The following is a 15,824-nucleotide window of genomic DNA, read 5'->3' on the forward strand; positions in this document are numbered from 1 at the left end:
CTTAACCTTGGAAAGTATAAATTGATGAGTATTTATGTAACTCTTCTATACCAGTAGCATGATAAGGCATTAATTCATTAGCACTTTTCAGATCTACCCATTTTATTTCTGTAATTTCATCTTTATCTTGTATTGAAATTTCCCCTTTGATGATTTTCGCTTTAAAAGTTATAAATAAAGTGTGATGCCCCATCTCCTTAAAAAAAGCCTCATTTACCGCTACAATGTTTCCAACTTCAATTGTTAGTCCTGTTTCTTCCTTAGTCTCGCGGATTACTGCCTGTTCGAGAGTTTCTCCTTTTTCAACTGCACCACCAGGCAGGGACCAACTGCTGCCTTTGTTATTAACCATCAGGATTTCTTCCCTATCTTCGTTATAAATCAATGCATATGCGACATCTACTCTTATCATATTCTAGATTTCACTCCTGTTTTTAATTTAAGCAGATATTCATCCAAATTATGAAAAGCTCGCACAGGCAGAATATGATGACTTCCCGGCAGTACGAGCATCTACGTAAGTTGCATCTATGCGATTGGATACCTTATACCGAACGGTGGTGTGGAAGGCCGGCTACTCAATTAATAGGCAGCCTTCCATCCGGCTTTTTCAGCTGTTGCTGCGCAAAAGGAGGGTGTACTTATTCAATACACCTTGATAAGCCGATTTTGGACGCAGGCCTACGAGCTTTTCCACCGACTGTCCCCCGCTGTACACAATCACCGTAGGCATACTCATGACTCCGGCCTCAGCAGCGAGTTCCGGCAGTTCATCACAATTCACTTTAAGCATGCTGACTGTCTCCCCGTATTCGCCATCCAGTTCTTCAAGAATGGGCAGCAGTATTCTGCAGGGCGGACACCATGGTGCACCGTAATCGACTAGTACCGTCCTGCCGTTTTGCAGCTCTTCCCGAAGTACGTCAGCCTGTTCTACATTTCTAATAGCCATCCTTTTCTCCTCCCGCATATACACAATGGTCATAGATCTATTCTGATTCTCATTCGTCGTCAAGTACAACTTCATTCGGTATACCCTGCCGTTCCTGCTGAATGGAATCCATCCGCTGCTGCAGATTCAGCCTGATCTGGTTCAGTTCCAGAATCTGGCGGTCAATCTCTGCAAGCTTGCTGCGGTACAAGGGCATTACTTCCGCGCAGAACGCCTCTTTATTCATTAGCACACAGTGCAGAAATCCGGCAATTTCCTCTGTTGACAGGCCCAGATTCAAATACAGCTTAATCGTCTCTACTGTCTCCACAGCCAGTGGTGAATACTGGCGGTAACCATTGGCCTGACGGAGCGGTGCAATCAATCCTTGGTCTTCATAATATCGCAGTGAGCGGACACTTACACCTGTCCTTGCTGCAAGTTCACCTATTTTCATGGCATTCTCCCCGGGGTTCATGAGAAATGGTCTGCCTTCAGTATAAACCCTGACACCAGTGTTAGGGTCAAGGATTTTTTGGCCGTCCCTTCTTATACGCTGTTGGACTACCAAGCCCATTTGCTTAACAAAACAGCCGATCACAAGATCGGCTGCTGCTTTGCTCTAATTATGCTATTTATGGCAGGATTCAATTCTATAAAACTTCTACATCACCACTACCAGGATCTTCGATTTCGATCCCACCCGGCTGTAGCCGCGGGTTGGTATGAATCGCCCGCCAATGTGACTCGCAGGCCAGACCATACAAATAAATGCCTGATTCTATTTCAAATTAAACGTAATAATAACTCTAATTCTTGTAGAACTTCCTTTACATCACAGTTGGGATTTAAGATCTTGATCATCTCCCCCGTAATAGGGAAATCATCATAAATTTTTGCAACAACCTCTAAGGATAGTGATAACTCAAAGTAATCTGTTGCAAATTCAACAAAGTCCTCTGCTGTTTGGAATATACATCCCACTAAAAAATCAGAACCATCGCTTGCACCTTTTGGAAGCTCAACTTTTCCCTTGTGCCAGTTAGTGTCACTATTTTTACGCCAAATACAAAAAGTCACATCGTCTTTTTCAATGGCCTCATCTTCAAGCAGAGATAATAATTCCTTTGGAACGTCATCATAAATCCCCTGGAATACTTTATGTTCATCTTGCGCATACGGGCTTAATTCAGATTCATGATCAAAGCCTTTTATGATGGAGCCTTCATGGGAAAACAAAATAATCAGATGATCGCCTGCTCCATTATCTATTTTGGCCATACACACATCCGCATCCCAATCTTGGACAACGCTATGGTACCGAAGCCATTCCTCTTGACAAAGAATAATATTGAGTGAGGCTTGGATTTTCATAAGCTTTTTTAGCTTTATTGGATTGGGTAGACGCTCGAACACAGTTACTTCCATAAATTCTCACCCTTTCAACTCATTCACTTTAAAAGCAGTTCTTCAACTGCCGGCTGTATTTCAAACGGTTCCGTCGTTGTTTCGAATCTACGATGTACTTTTCCGTCCCGATCGATCAAAAACTTCGTGAAATTCCACTTGATCCCATCCCCAGCGTGTATGTCAGGATACTTTTCTTGCAGGAAATTCTGCATCCATTCACCGTTCGAAGTCCGGGTATCGAAGCCTTGGAATGGGGCTTGCTCTGTTAAAAATTCAAATAATGGATGAGCAGCTTGCCCCCTCACCTTCACTTTCTCAAATAACGGAAACGTCACTCCAAAGTTGCTCTTACAATATTCCTGGACCTCTGAGTTGTTCCCGGGCTCTTTCTCATTGAACTGGTTACAAGGAAACCCGAGTATCTCAAACCCCTGTTTACTGTAGCTTTCATAAAGCTTCTGAAGACCAGCGAATTGGCGGGAATAACTGCACTTACTGGCAGTGTTAACAATAAGGAGTACTTTTCCGAGGTATATTGACAATTCAATGGTCTCACCACTGATCGTGTTTAGTTGAAAATCATAAATAGACATCCGGTCATCCCTCCTATGTAAATATTATATAAAATATAGTATGCTGTATTATTCTATTGGTCTAATATATAGATGTAATTAAATCTATAGGAAAAACACATATATTAATCTCACTCACTTACCGGAATCCGGTTCACATACTAAAAAGAGGAGCGTAACACTCGCTCCTCAATCCCTTGTTTACTTATCTATATCTAATCCCTCATGTTCAGGAAAATAAGAATATACATCATATTACTACGATCTTCGAGCCCGATACCACTCAACTGTAACTGCCAGCGACTCTTCCAGTGGTGTTGCTCTCTGCCCGAAGCGGTCCGTAAATTTTTTGCTGCTTACAACAAAGTCCTTCTCGAATTGATAAAACATCTCGATGCTTTCTCTGGCTGCTGGTATGAATAGTCCGCCAATACGCAGCATTCCCTTCCCCATTGGCTTTATCTTAGGCTCGACACCAGCAAGCCGGGCGGCTAACTCTACAAATTGGGTCACGGGTACTGCATCAGCATTCGGCACATGCCAAGCTTCTCCATACGCCTCCTCTGATTGTCCAAGCGTAACGAGTGCTCTCCCAAAATCTTCAATGAACGTAAACGTATGCTTCCGTTCGGGTTCCCCCATTATAGAAGCAGCCTTGCCCATTATCAGAGGCTGAAACATCCGTCCGCCTGCAGACGAATCCGTAACGCCAGGTCCGAAGAAGTCTGACCCCCGGGCAAGTACGGCCTGAAGCTTTCCACGGTGGTGCAATTCAAGAAGCTGCTCAGCAAGCTTCGCGCGGATCCGCCCTTTCTTAGTCCGCGCAGCGTACGGCAGACCTTCGTGTATCTCGCAGTCCACATCCCCGTACATGTATACATTTTCTGCGGCGACCAGTTTAGCACCAGCTGCCATTGCAGCCTTAATGATATTGTCCTGCAGCCGTTCGAACCTGCTCTCCCATTGGTTATACGGAGGCTGTGTGCATTGGTATACCACCGTGGCTCCTGTGATGGCGGCTTTCGCCTGATCGGGGTCCATTAAATCGGCCCTGACAACTATATCCCCGGGTTCAGTCTGCCGGCCGGAGAAATTCACCGCCCGAAACGGTTCCTCCCTCTTTCGCAGCTCTTTAATCACGGATCTTCCGAGCGCCCCTGTGCCTAATACGATATGCATCCTTCTATTCCTCCCTGGTTTCATTTGAATAAAACCAGCGTAAACCCTACAGCGGCTATAGGGTCAATACCTTCTCCACAGGAATTTGCAGCTCCACGATAAACTCGCCCGGGTCGCGCATTTGACTCAAATCAACGACATACTGCTCCACAGCAGGCCCACATTCAGCGTAACCGTGCTGACCCATCCAACTTAACAGATGACGGTACACATTTTTGCATGACTCTTCGTTAGGAGGGCCACTATAGGTAGCTGTAATGTAAGGGCCGCCAGACAACGTCCGCACGAACGAATGATTGGTAGAATCCTGGGACAAAAGAATACTAACCTCGATATCGGAATCGTTCCGGTCAAACGTGAGCAAATTTTCGTGATAGATACTCATGAGTAGGCCCTGTGCCGTTATACCATGTATCTCAAGCTGATCGAACAGCTGGGTGAAGCGCACAACAGATGCCTCCATCCCGCACACTGCCCGCTTCCTCTCGAAAGCAATCATGCGGTCAGACAGCTGTTTTAATTCAATCAAAACGCCGTCTCCTTCGGAATCAAGCTTCTCATTCAGATTTCTTAGGCTATCCAACTGACTGATCCGGTTCTCAATAGAAGCATGGGTCTGTTGTAGACGTTCGATTTCCTCCAGCGTTTCCTGTTTCTTGCTCTTCAAAGCTGCTGTTAGTCCGTCGAGGCCTGATTGTTTCAGGATACTGCCAATCTCCTCCAATGAAAATCGCAGACTCTTCAAATCCTGAACGATTTTCACCAGCAAAATATCCATATTTGAATAGTACCGGTAGTGGGTGAGGGGATCCGTCCGGCTCGGACGCAGCAGCCCAATATTGTCGTAGTACCGCAGCGTCTGTACGGAAACCCCGCATATCCGTGACACGTGCCCGATCGTATAGGATTGATCATTAACCATAATGCAGCTGTCACCTCACCAGAGTATAATAGGCTTTTCAAAAAAAATTTGCAGGTTTATTTCTTATATTATCATAAGAGTTTTGAACTAATCTGCCCTATAACGCAACAAAGGCAGCCGATAAGACCGGCTACCTTTTGTTTTAGGTATAACTAACGTTTCCCTTAATTTAGTATATTAATGCAAATGTTTAACTGTTGGTTGATTGAGTCCTGACTAAACCGGATCGGGCGGCGCAAACCGGTTATTGCTGGCTTGCTCATAAGCATAGGCGAGTCTGAACAGCGAAGGTTCACTGTACGCGGTTCCGACAAAAGTTATCCCCTGCGGCCCCTTGGTCGTATAGCCTCCTTCTGCGATGATTCCTGTCTCCGCATATCCTCCCGGCACTGTAATGGCAGGATAACCTGCACGTGCGGACAAATCGAGCCCTTCCTCGTTACCAAGAAACAGCAGTGCGTTCAAACGATACTCCTGAATCGCGTGGTCGATCCCCTTGCCTCGGGCGACCTCCCGGTTCAGGCGTAAACTCTCGGTGTACTCCATTTCGGTTAACATACCACTCGTTTCATTAGACCAGATTAACGTATCTTGGCCGTATTTAAGCGCGAAATCGCGATTCGTTTCGTTAAAGGCTATGAGTTCGTCTAATGTTCTGACTGAAGCGCCGCTGCCTGCTTTGGAGAAATAATCATTCAGACCTTTTTTAAACTCGAAGCGCATCACGTCCCAGTCCCACTTAGCACTCTCGCAAGGCAACGCTATCGGGTCGATGATAGTAGCCCCGCATTCCCTGCACAATTCGATCGCCCGTTCGATTATCGCTAAACGGGCTTGGTCAAGTCCTCGATAATAATGACGCGGAATACCGATTCTGGCAGCGCGCAAACCGTCAGGATCCAAAAACTGTGTATAGTCCTTGAACGCTTTCCGCTCGTTAGATGACATGGCTGCATCTTCCGGGTCTGCCGCTGTCATGGCACCGAGTAAGATTGCAGCGTCCCTGACTGTCCGAGTCATTGGGCCGGCTGAATCTTGGCTTTGTGTAATCGGGATGATACCCGAACGGCTGACCAGTCCGATTGTGGGCTTCAGGCCGACAAGGTAATTCTGCGAGGACGGGCTGATGATTGAACCGGATGTTTCTGTTCCTATGGCAGCGGAACACAAATTCGCGGCAACTGCTGCACCTGAGCCCGAGCTCGATCCACCTACGAACAATTCACCGGGTCCATAAGGATTTAGAGTCAAGCCCCCTCTGGAGCTATACCCTGCCCACATCGTAGGCGACATGAAGTTCGCCCATTCCGTCATATTTGCCTTGCCCAAGAATACGGTCCCTGCAGCTCTTAATTGCGCGGCTACGTACGAATCTTTCGGTGCAAAATGGTTCGCCAGCGCGACCGATCCGGCACTAGTGTGCATACGGTCACCTGTATCAATATTGTCCTTAAGCACGATCGGGATGCCGTGGAGCGGTCCACGAGATCCGTATTTCTGCCGTTCTTCGTCTAACGATTCCGCGACAGCAATCACGTCCGGATTAACTTCCAGCACGGCTTTCAGAATCGGGTTAAATCGTTCAATTCGCTCCAAATACCAGTGAACGATATCCACTGCCGTTAACGTGCCAGACTCCATCGCCGCTTGTAACGAAGCAATGTCTGCCTCAAATAATCTTTCGTTTATCGTTCTATCCATTTCAGGGGGACACTCCAATTCTACTTTTCTATATTCAGAAAATGTTTGACTCCAATAGTATACAACCATCAGAAATCAATTTACTAAGTATTATTTGTATTTAAACTTTCTTGCCGGTTAACGGAATAAAGCTGCCGATTACAGAGGCAACTTTATCGATATGGTTGTTGAAATATCGTTTCCTGTTAACGTAATGATGTAATGATTTACCTCTTTAAACCTAACGATGTTCCCCAAAAGGTTTTAATTGATGGTTTGGTCTGTAAAGTCAGTGGCAGCACGAAATTTTCCTCGTCAAACTCTAGGATCAGACATTCATAGTTATCTTCTCGCTTTATATGAATCGTGCTTATATTTTCTAAGCAGTAATTGCTTATTCCTTCAGTTTCAAAATATAGACTTAACTTGCCACATCGGCTTGCTTCTTCAAACTCGAATACAGCCTTTATATTATTCCTAATTATTTGTAACGAAACTGATGTATATTGCCATGGTATAGCGTCATCACTAAGCTTTGCTTCGCATTCGAATAGGTATTCTAATTCATATAGTTCAGGAGTTTTCATTGATGGCCCCCACGATCAATTCGCTTTAATGTTCACTAAGTCAAAAACTTCTTCCAAGTCTTCAGCTGTATTGCCTTGCCAAATTATCAGTTCTCTTAGTAGAAATAGATCAAGCTCATCTTTCTCAATAATTAATTCATCTGTCCAATCACACCTATATGTAGATACGATTTCATCTTTCTCAAAATGTTCGAAGCTCTAATTAATTCAATGGCTTTTGGTTGGTCGCTTGTCTTTAAATGATAGCTCACACTAAATTCGCTCATCTTTCAGCTCCTAGTAAGATTTTATAGTTATAGTGGATTTACATATATGTCCTTGTATTTACAAAGCCCGAAAGGGGGTTGGGATGTACCCTCCTGCCTCAATACCGGTTGCAACAATGATGCCAGCAACGAGGCAGAGCTATACAATCTGATTACTGATGGAATGATCCTCTGATTAAGCTTTATCTACCATCGCAAAGAGAAAGGTCATGCCGTACTTCGGCATGACCTTCTATTTGACGATTTATTTCACCTCGAAGATGAGTACCGATCTGGAGCCCGGAACATATTCGACGTCGGTTGCAAGCAGTTCTGAAACAAACCGGACAGGTATAAACGTTCTTTGATGCTTCAACAACGGCGCCGTGTCGAACATGACCGCCTTTCCATTCACAATGGCTTGCTTCTTATTTACTACCCAACGGATCGTTGTGCTGCCCTTCGTGATCATGACTTCTTGCTTGCTCTTGTCCCAGGTTACATTCGCCCCGAGATGCTCAGCCACAAACCGGACAGGTACATAGGTGCGGCTGTTGTGGATGAAAGGGGCAGTGTCAAGCTTATAGCTGCTCTCACCTACATAGGCGGTCGTGCTGCCAATCACCAAACGTTGGGCTTTGAATTGATTGAGTTGATGACCATCTCCCGCAAGATTCTGGAGCAACTGATACGATTTCGTGGTAGACCGCAAATCTAAATAGTTGTCAGTTAAGGTCAGTCCATATAGCAATGCACCCGTGTCATAATGGGTATCGAACTTATGGTTCTTAAGCGCACCTATATTCCAAATCCTATTATTATCCAAGTATAACTTAGTGATATTTGTAAGTGATCTTAGCGGCTCAAGATCGTAAATCAAATTCGAACGAAGATTTAACGACGACATGTTTTTCATGTTCTTTAAGGGAGTTATGTCCTCGATTTGGTTATTTTCCGCGTACAAGGCCGTGAGCTTAGTCATTCCCTCCAGGTCGCGAAGATCGGAAATTTGATTTCCGCTGATATGAAGGACTAGCAGGTTATCGGACAGCGGCTTCAACACGCTTAAGTCTGAGATCTGGGTGTTCGAGAGTTTCAGATACATCAAATTAGGCAATTTTACGATAGAATTGACAACTGCGATCCGATTGTTGCTGACTTCAAGCACTTCTAATTTTGTTGCCTTTGACAGCGCTTGAATATCAGTGATTTCATTATCGTTTGCCTCGAAGAATCTCAGAAGCGGTAGCCGCTTAACCACATCGATCGATGTAATCTGATTTCCGGAAAGCTGCAATTCCTCCAACTTTGTTAAGGAAGCCAATGCTTCAATAGATATGATCCCATTGGCGTTAAGATTAATGCCTTTAAGCTTCGTCAATGCGCTGAGAGGCGAAAGATCCACAATTTTATTATTATTCAAACTAACATATGATAGATTTGTCGCATATTGCAAGCCTTCAAGGCTCTGAATTCCTTTTCCATAAAGATTAATGGATGTTAATGCTTCCAAATCCTTCTGCAATACAGCTTCATCATCACTTTTGTTTAATAATTTTTTGATCTCTTTCTTCAACTGCTCGTCCTGGAAACTGACCTCCGTAGAAGCTTGCACCGTTGCTGTCTGCTCCGCCTGCGCCATTGGTGCCTGTCCAGTCAGACTAAATCCAATGACAACGGACAAAACTATACCTGTTAAAAATCTGTTCATTGTCTCCCATCCTCTGCCTTTTCTAGTTGTCTAAGTCAATATCTATATACTATTAACGCTTCTACTCTCGAAAGGTTGCGGCTTGTGCAACTACCTGCCAGGGCACACTTGATTGCATCCTTTTTATCTGCACTAGTCGATAACTCGTGATTTTATGTATTTACGCAGGCTGCTCGTTAAAAAGAACAAGGAAAGTTTTTTTTATCAAACCAAAAAACCATGCGGACATTATCAGGGTCATCAATTTTACTCAAACGCGGGATAAAATCACTCACAAAAGGGATAACCATTGCTTCTAGGGAGCAGGTTTCCATTATCATCCTCGAATTCTTGTTGCCAATCATATTCGAGAAGTTCCTTTCCATTCCTTCACCAAGTATTTCAACAATTTTTCCCTAGCCATACTTAGGATGTTGAATTTCTTGATTGATTCCAAGAGATTAGGGTCTGCTTTGAATGTGTCCAACAGATTAGAAACCTTCTCTAGGTCTTCGGCTGTTATAAGACTTTTTTCACTATATATCCAATGTTCCGCCTTAGTAATATGAATATCATAACTCATTAGATCACTTCCTCAGAATTTAGTTAATTTAGCTAGATACAAATTCCTAGTTAGTTTAATCCTCCAACCTTTTCTTTAATATCTGTGCTTCATACCGTCATTTTCTTTGCCTTGTAATAAACCTAAACAAATATAAAAATAAGGAGAATACAAGCCCACCCGATCCGAAAAGTAATATTAACTGTAATGAAGCCTGTATATCATTCGCAGAATTGATTAAAAGAATTATTGACCCCATTAGCGCACCCATAAAAAAATATAGAAGGAAATGTAAAACAGTAATGCGATTTTTAATAATTTTATCTATATAAAATGAAACAGGAGTGGCTAGAAATAAATAAATGCCGAACAAAACCATAAAACCATTAAAGAATTCACTCGTGAATGAATAGTACAGAACATTATCATCATTATTATTACTTTGGCTGACTATTGTGAAAATAAGTGACAGAAGTAAAGCGGAGAATAATGAAGCGAGCATTCTAGTCAAAGCCGGCAGTTCCTCCTTTCATATGGATGTTTGATCTCCTGCATGGCCTATTCAATATGTTAAATAATTATCTCAATCTTACCGATATACAGCAGCAAGTCTGCAGGAACCAAACCACTGCCATTCAGCAATTTTAGTAAGGCAACCGGTGTTTGGGGTTGACCTTCTCCCAGCCAGGAATGGGCAAGTTCATAAGCACTTCTGCCTTCTTGCCAATGCAGCTCCCGTTTTGCCGGCGGGGCATACTTCAACCACTCCTCTACACTGGAAATCATGTTTCCGCTCTGATTCATTATTTTCAAACCCCTCACTCCTTCTCTCAACTGTACCATTGTATATACTGATCATAGCAGGATCTGGTTGTAAGAAGATGGATATTCGAAAATTTTATATGAACGCATTGAACTACAGGTAGAACAATGAACGGTAAAACACTGGCGGAATTAAAAGAAGAAATATCTGTAGAGTATCCGCCAGTTAAGCCAACAGACTTCTGAAGCAGTTGCCGCCGCACCAGCTTAGTACCTTTCCCGACAAAAATAAAAAACCTTGATTTCTCAAGGTTTTTTGAGCTCTAATCACATCTCCGCTGCCCTCTTACTTACGCAAAATAAACCGGATTCGTCGCAGCCGCCAGGAGTTTTTGCCCTCCCGCTTCGGGCATCGAGCGCCATATCTCCGCACGCCAAAAGCGGCGGCGGGGCAGCTCCCGCTCAAGGTCCAGATCACCGTCCGAATCAACGGTAATGGCGTACTCCTGTCCGCGATCAGACCATAGCCGGACTTCATCTCCGGCAAAGAGCCGCTTCATCTGCAAGTGAAGTAGCGGCAGTTCTTGATGAAGCCCACCGCTTAACTCGTCATCCAGCTCTTCACTCACCTTTGCATCCAACTCTCCATCCAGCCCATCGCTAAACTTCCTGCTCAGGCCCTCCTTCTGCTCTCCATCTCTCTTCCGCCACACCCCGCCCATCAGCACATCCCCGCAGCTGATCGCTGCGAACGGCCCGTCGGGACCATACGACAGTGTAACCCGGCCCTGGTCCACGGCTTTGAGAATATGCCGGGCGCTGTTCCCGTCCGCGAACACCCATGCCGCCGGCCAGCCGTGGCGGACATAAGGATGCGGGCGGTGGGTGTCACTGCCTGCAACCGCCGTGATACGGCGTCCGTCGGCGAGCTGCTCCTGCCACCAGGCCAGGGTCTGGCTGTTCGCCTCCCGCCAAGGGCCGTTCCAGATTTCGACCCAGTCATGGTCGACGTCAAATCCCCACTCCCAGCCGCAGTCATGATCATGCGGATGGTTCAGAGAGATGTAGGCGCCTGCCGCGCGCGCCTCTGCCAACCGTTCCTGAATTTGCTCCGCAGTCACTGCGCGGAAATCCCCCAGCGGATCAGACACTCCGTACAGGTTGCAGTGCCCGCGGCCTGTAGTCAGCTCCATCCCCGGGATCAGCAGCAGACCGTCCCGCCAGCCGGATGCTTCATTCTGGCTGGAAGTGTTATGATCGGTGAGGGCGATAAAATCAAGTCCTGCACGGCGGGCCAGTTGTACCGTTTCTTCCAGGGTAAATGCCCCGTCGCTGTGCTCGGTATGCAGATGCAGATCGCCGCATAACCAGCGCGGCTCAGCCATCTGCAGCCGTACCTCAATCTGCACGGTGCAGCCTTCCGGGGCTACCCGGTGCGTGCCCATCACAACCGCCCACTCTCCAGGCTCAATTACCCCAGCCTGATATCCCGGTGTCGCCCGGTGTAATCCGATATAAAAGCCGGATCGTGCTCCGCCGCTCCATCCCCGCATCCGCTGACCGTCACGCACACCAAGGTCTATGACCGATTCCCCTGCTCCGGAAGACTGCACCCTATAGGAAACCTCAATACGCTCCGTCCGCTCCGGGACAAGGAAAGGCACCTCAATATACCCTCCCTGCTCCCCGGCCTCAAGGTTACGGTTCAACAGAAACTCGCAGCTGTTATTCTGTCTCTCCATTGTTTCCCTCACACTCGTTTTTCCTAACCGTTCACCCAATCCCGCTGTCTCCTCCACAGCAATCCCCTCAGCTTGATCTTGCATCTCCACCTCTTCTTTTCCTGTCCATACCAGATCCTTCATTGCTTTCACTCCTTCCAGCAGTTTGTATTCCTCACTCCTTAACGGCCCCGGCGGTCAGTCCCTGCACAAAATACCGCTGCACAAACGGATAAATGACCAACAGCGGCAGCATGGCAATCATCACGCCGGCCATACGTACATTCGGGGTGGTAATTTCGCTTCCGGAGGTTGCATCCGACAGAATAATCAGCGAGCGCAGTGCAAGCTGCAGCGTGTATTTCGATGAATCGCTGATATACATCAGCGCCGGGGTGAACTGGTTCCAGCGGCTGACAAATTCGAACAAGGTGACGGTGGCAATGCCTGAAGCTGCCAGCGGAAGATAGAGCCGGAACAGAATCCGCAGATCCCCTGCCCCGTCCACTCTGGCGGATTCCTGCATCTCATAAGGCACGCTCCGGAAAAAGGAGGCCATCAGCAGGATGCTGAATCCCGAGACAATACCGGAGAGCACCAAAGCCGATAAGGTATTCAGCAGGCCCAGCTCCTTGTTGACGATGTACAGCGGAATCAGAATGGCTTCACTGGGAACGGTCATGGTGACGAACAGGAAGCCGATCAGCCACTTTTTGAAGGGGAAATGTTGAATAATCAGCGTATACCCGGCCATGGAGCAGAGCAGTACATGAAGGATAGTTCCTGCGAACGTAACGATCACATTGTTCAAAAAAGGCCGCCACAGCTCCATCGCTGTCCAGACCCGCCGGTATCCCTCCAGACTGAAATCGGCCGGCAGAAACCGCAGGCCCGGCTGCATTGAGGCCAAACTTCCGGACAACGAAATGACAAGCGAGTTCCAGATCGGCAGAATCATCGTGGCTGACAGCAGAATGAGGAAGATACCGTTGATGGTCCGCAAGACAGGGTGCAGCCGGCTGTCGGATGATCCTGACCATAGCTTAGTTTGCTGCTGCCGTTTCATCTCCCGTCTGCTCTTGACCGGGGCCAGTGTTTTAACAGATTGCAACGCCTATTCCTCCTTTACGAAAGGTCATATCTGGATACCCGCGAGAAGATCAGTGTCAGCACCAGCGTGGCTGCGATGATCAAAAAGCTTGCCGCTGAGGCGATGTCCATCTGAAACTGCTGGATGCCCTGTTCATAGACATAGGTCATGAGCACATCCACCTCACGGTAAATAGCCGGATTCCGCATCACAATCAGCTGGTCAAACATCCGCAGAACACCGAGCAGCTGGAGGACGAACACGGTTTTCATCGTGGGAACAAGCTGCGGTAGCGTAACATACCATAACTGCTTCAGCCTCCCCGCCCCGTCCAGGCGCGCCGCCTCATAGAGTGATGGATTAATCAGCGTCATCGCAGCCAGATAAATAATGCAGGTATAGCCCATTTCCTTCCACACTGAGGTTCCGATCATAATCCACCTGGCATACCGCTCCTCCGCCAAAAAATGCACCGGCTGTTCCACTCCCGCCAGCTTCAGCAGCTCATTGACCATCCCGCCGTCCGGGGAGAGCAGGACAATCCAGATCCCGCCCACGATCACCCACGAGAACAGATGAGGGATGTAGAGCACCATTTGATTAAACTTTTTGAACAGCGGATTCAGCACTTCACCCAGCGACAAGGCGGCCAGCAGCGAAGCGGCGAATCCGAAAGCCAGCTGTCCTGCTCCGATCCACAGGGTATTTTTCAGTGCCTGCCAAAAGAACGGATCACCAAGCACCGCCTTATACTGCTCCAGCCCGACAAACGGCCGATCGCCGATCATCCGGAATTCCTGCAGACTGATAGTGAACCCCCGCACCAGGGGAAAATACAAGAAGATCAAAAAATAGACAATGACCGGTACAAACATGAGATAGAGACCGATGTGCTGGCGGAATCTCGGCATAAACCTGTCCCCTCTTTTCTGCATAGTAATCTGATACTGTAAAAGGAAAACCGAAAGAGCAGCAGGACGCATTAGCACCCGCACTGCTCTTTAGTCTCTAGTCAATCAGCCCGGCGGACTTCAGTTCTGCATTCATGGACTTTACCGCATCCGCTGCAGGAAGATCACCCATCATCGCTTTGAAAGCGTAGTTTTGTACGATTTTCTCGGCATTGGGCCAATCTGCAGTCGACAGCTCCACCGTAGAGTTATTGCTGAAAATAATCTCCCGCGCCTCCGCCGCACCCGGCAATGTGCCTACAGGGTTAACAAACTTGGTGCTGCTCGGAAAAGGTGCCCCGTGATCCATCCCGTGTTCCTCACCCGTCTCCGTCAACGTGTAGCTGCCGTCACTGCCTTTGGTCCAGTCCACATTCTCGATGCCCAGCGTCGACAGGATGTTGCCATCTTCGCTGTGCCAGAATTCCATAAATGCAATTGCCGTCTCCGGATGTTCTGCATTAACCGGAATTCCCCAGACACTCGGATCTCCGCGCCGCAGCATGAAGCTGCCGTCCGGGGCAGCCGCACCCGTAATGCCTTTGGCAACAAACGCCGTATCCGGATCTTCGGTCTGACGCATATTGTTGAACAGCCCCACCCAGGCATCCCAATAAGTGACCATGCCGACACGGTCGGTGAGGAACAGTTCACGCATTTTGGCGGTGTCATTGGTGGCGAAATTCGGGTCGAGAATGCCTTCCTTGTACAGCTTCGCGAACCATTCGTAGACCGGTACCGCCGCTTCCGTGGAATAAGGAATACTGCGTTTGCCGTCAGCATCAATCACATAACGGTATTTCACGCCTGCTGCGCTCATAAAGCCCTGAATATCATAGAGCCCGGAGGTGCTGAGGCCATAGGTGTCGTCTTTGCCGTTACCGTCAGGGTCCTGCTCCTTGAAGGCTTTCAATACGGTATAAAATTCATCCAGCGTCTTAGGCTCCTCAAGCTTCAGCTTGTCCATCCAGTCCTGGCGGACGGTCGGCAGTGTGCCGCCCTCTTTTTTATTCAGAATGGAATAAATATCTCCGTCGCCGTACTTCACGAGATCCCACTCGGAGGGTTCAATCACCTCAGGATCGGACAATACTGCAGAGGCATCAATCATATCGTTGAGCCGGGTCAGCACCCCTTGTTCCACCAGCTGATCCATTTCCGTCTTGCCCATATAGACCAGATCATACTTCTCCCCGCCGGCCAGCGCCGCCATCAGCTTCTTGGAATAATCAGCCGCCGGCTTCTCGATCTCGATCTCAATCCCGGTCAGGCGCTCGATTTCCTGTTCGAACTGCTCGTTCTCTTCCGGGGTTTTGCCGCCGGCTACTCCAGAGAGAATGCGGAGCGTCTGCTTGGCCGGCTCCTGTGTGGCTGCCGCTGTCTGAGCTGGCGTGTTCCCTTGCGACGGACTTCCCGAGGCGGTATTATTGGCACTCCCCGCATTGTTATTTCCACAGGCCGACAGCGTAATCGCCGCAGCGACAAGCAGCGACAAACCGGTTGATCTTCGGATACTGGACATA

General features: G+C 47.5%; 15 protein-coding genes. All 15 read right to left on the reverse strand.

What is annotated here, in order from left to right; translation table 11 throughout:
• Position 1: 1 nt before the first annotated feature.
• The 15 genes from C2I18_RS03990 to C2I18_RS04060 all read right to left on the reverse strand — a co-directional run bounded on the left by C2I18_RS03990 (position 2) and on the right by C2I18_RS04060 (position 15,823).
• Positions 2-412, reverse strand: a complete 411-nt coding sequence (locus C2I18_RS03990; RefSeq protein ID WP_249899995.1) for an NUDIX hydrolase — start codon at positions 410-412, stop codon at positions 2-4.
• A gap of 198 nt (positions 413-610) precedes the next feature.
• Positions 611-952: a thioredoxin family protein gene (locus C2I18_RS03995; protein WP_249899996.1), complete on the reverse strand. Its 342-nt coding sequence runs from the start codon at positions 950-952 to the stop codon at positions 611-613.
• 49 nt (positions 953-1,001) lie between these two features.
• Positions 1,002-1,388 carry a MerR family transcriptional regulator gene (locus C2I18_RS04000; RefSeq protein WP_249899997.1) on the reverse strand — a complete coding sequence of 129 codons (387 nt, stop codon included), beginning with the start codon at positions 1,386-1,388 and terminating at the stop codon, positions 1,002-1,004.
• Positions 1,389-1,717: 329 nt separating this feature from the next.
• Positions 1,718-2,359, reverse strand: coding sequence for a hypothetical protein (locus C2I18_RS04005; RefSeq protein ID WP_249899998.1), 642 nt, complete (start codon positions 2,357-2,359; stop codon positions 1,718-1,720).
• Between the two features lie 23 nt (positions 2,360-2,382).
• Positions 2,383-2,934, reverse strand: a complete 552-nt coding sequence (locus C2I18_RS04010; protein WP_249899999.1) for a glutathione peroxidase — start codon at positions 2,932-2,934, stop codon at positions 2,383-2,385.
• 237 nt (positions 2,935-3,171) lie between these two features.
• Positions 3,172-4,092 (reverse strand): NAD-dependent epimerase/dehydratase family protein, encoded by a 921-nt coding sequence (locus C2I18_RS04015; protein WP_249900000.1) that lies wholly within the window; start codon positions 4,090-4,092, stop codon positions 3,172-3,174.
• A gap of 55 nt (positions 4,093-4,147) precedes the next feature.
• A complete protein-coding gene (locus tag C2I18_RS04020; RefSeq protein WP_249900001.1) occupies positions 4,148-5,014 on the reverse strand; it encodes a MerR family transcriptional regulator in 867 nt (288 codons plus the stop codon).
• Between the two features lie 216 nt (positions 5,015-5,230).
• Complete coding sequence (locus C2I18_RS04025) at positions 5,231-6,715, reverse strand: amidase family protein (RefSeq protein ID WP_249900002.1); 1,485 nt, start codon at positions 6,713-6,715, stop codon at positions 5,231-5,233.
• Between the two features lie 206 nt (positions 6,716-6,921).
• The gene (locus C2I18_RS04030) at positions 6,922-7,281 is read right to left on the reverse strand and encodes a hypothetical protein (RefSeq protein ID WP_249900003.1); all 360 of its coding nucleotides are present in this window, start codon (positions 7,279-7,281) and stop codon (positions 6,922-6,924) included.
• Between the two features lie 510 nt (positions 7,282-7,791).
• Entirely contained in the window at positions 7,792-9,237 is a 1,446-nt protein-coding gene (locus C2I18_RS04035) for a leucine-rich repeat domain-containing protein (RefSeq protein ID WP_249900004.1), read from the reverse strand.
• A 1,111-nt stretch (positions 9,238-10,348) separates the two neighbouring features.
• Entirely contained in the window at positions 10,349-10,591 is a 243-nt protein-coding gene (locus C2I18_RS04040) for a hypothetical protein (RefSeq protein WP_249900005.1), read from the reverse strand.
• A gap of 299 nt (positions 10,592-10,890) precedes the next feature.
• On the reverse strand, positions 10,891-12,405 hold the full coding sequence (locus C2I18_RS04045; RefSeq protein ID WP_249900006.1) for a CehA/McbA family metallohydrolase: 1,515 nt from the start codon (positions 12,403-12,405) through the stop codon (positions 10,891-10,893).
• A 31-nt stretch (positions 12,406-12,436) separates the two neighbouring features.
• Positions 12,437-13,372 (reverse strand): carbohydrate ABC transporter permease, encoded by a 936-nt coding sequence (locus tag C2I18_RS04050; RefSeq protein WP_249900007.1) that lies wholly within the window; start codon positions 13,370-13,372, stop codon positions 12,437-12,439.
• A 14-nt stretch (positions 13,373-13,386) separates the two neighbouring features.
• A complete protein-coding gene (locus C2I18_RS04055) occupies positions 13,387-14,262 on the reverse strand; it encodes an ABC transporter permease subunit (RefSeq protein WP_249900008.1) in 876 nt (291 codons plus the stop codon).
• Positions 14,263-14,359: 97 nt separating this feature from the next.
• Positions 14,360-15,823 (reverse strand): extracellular solute-binding protein, encoded by a 1,464-nt coding sequence (locus C2I18_RS04060; protein ID WP_249900009.1) that lies wholly within the window; start codon positions 15,821-15,823, stop codon positions 14,360-14,362.
• Between the last annotated feature and the right edge of the window lies 1 nt (position 15,824).

This window comes from Paenibacillus sp. PK3_47, from assembly GCF_023520895.1.
Taxonomy (GTDB): domain Bacteria; phylum Bacillota; class Bacilli; order Paenibacillales; family Paenibacillaceae; genus Paenibacillus_AQ.

What these genes read in the sequence shown, in the direction of transcription:
- C2I18_RS03990 (WP_249899995.1), bottom strand. Translation starts at nt 412, where the DNA reads ATGATAAGAGTAGATGTCGCATATGCATTGATTTATAACGAAGATAGG.
- C2I18_RS03995 (WP_249899996.1), bottom strand. Translation starts at nt 952, where the DNA reads ATGGCTATTAGAAATGTAGAACAGGCTGACGTACTTCGGGAAGAGCTG.
- C2I18_RS04000 (WP_249899997.1), bottom strand. Translation starts at nt 1,388, where the DNA reads ATGAAAATAGGTGAACTTGCAGCAAGGACAGGTGTAAGTGTCCGCTCA.
- C2I18_RS04005 (WP_249899998.1), bottom strand. Translation starts at nt 2,359, where the DNA reads ATGGAAGTAACTGTGTTCGAGCGTCTACCCAATCCAATAAAGCTAAAA.
- C2I18_RS04010 (WP_249899999.1), bottom strand. Translation starts at nt 2,934, where the DNA reads ATGTCTATTTATGATTTTCAACTAAACACGATCAGTGGTGAGACCATT.
- C2I18_RS04015 (WP_249900000.1), bottom strand. Translation starts at nt 4,092, where the DNA reads ATGCATATCGTATTAGGCACAGGGGCGCTCGGAAGATCCGTGATTAAA.
- C2I18_RS04020 (WP_249900001.1), bottom strand. Translation starts at nt 5,014, where the DNA reads ATGGTTAATGATCAATCCTATACGATCGGGCACGTGTCACGGATATGC.
- C2I18_RS04025 (WP_249900002.1), bottom strand. Translation starts at nt 6,715, where the DNA reads ATGGATAGAACGATAAACGAAAGATTATTTGAGGCAGACATTGCTTCG.
- C2I18_RS04030 (WP_249900003.1), bottom strand. Translation starts at nt 7,281, where the DNA reads ATGAAAACTCCTGAACTATATGAATTAGAATACCTATTCGAATGCGAA.
- C2I18_RS04035 (WP_249900004.1), bottom strand. Translation starts at nt 9,237, where the DNA reads ATGAACAGATTTTTAACAGGTATAGTTTTGTCCGTTGTCATTGGATTT.
- C2I18_RS04045 (WP_249900006.1), bottom strand. Translation starts at nt 12,405, where the DNA reads ATGAAGGATCTGGTATGGACAGGAAAAGAAGAGGTGGAGATGCAAGAT.
- C2I18_RS04055 (WP_249900008.1), bottom strand. Translation starts at nt 14,262, where the DNA reads ATGCCGAGATTCCGCCAGCACATCGGTCTCTATCTCATGTTTGTACCG.
- C2I18_RS04060 (WP_249900009.1), bottom strand. Translation starts at nt 15,823, where the DNA reads ATGTCCAGTATCCGAAGATCAACCGGTTTGTCGCTGCTTGTCGCTGCG.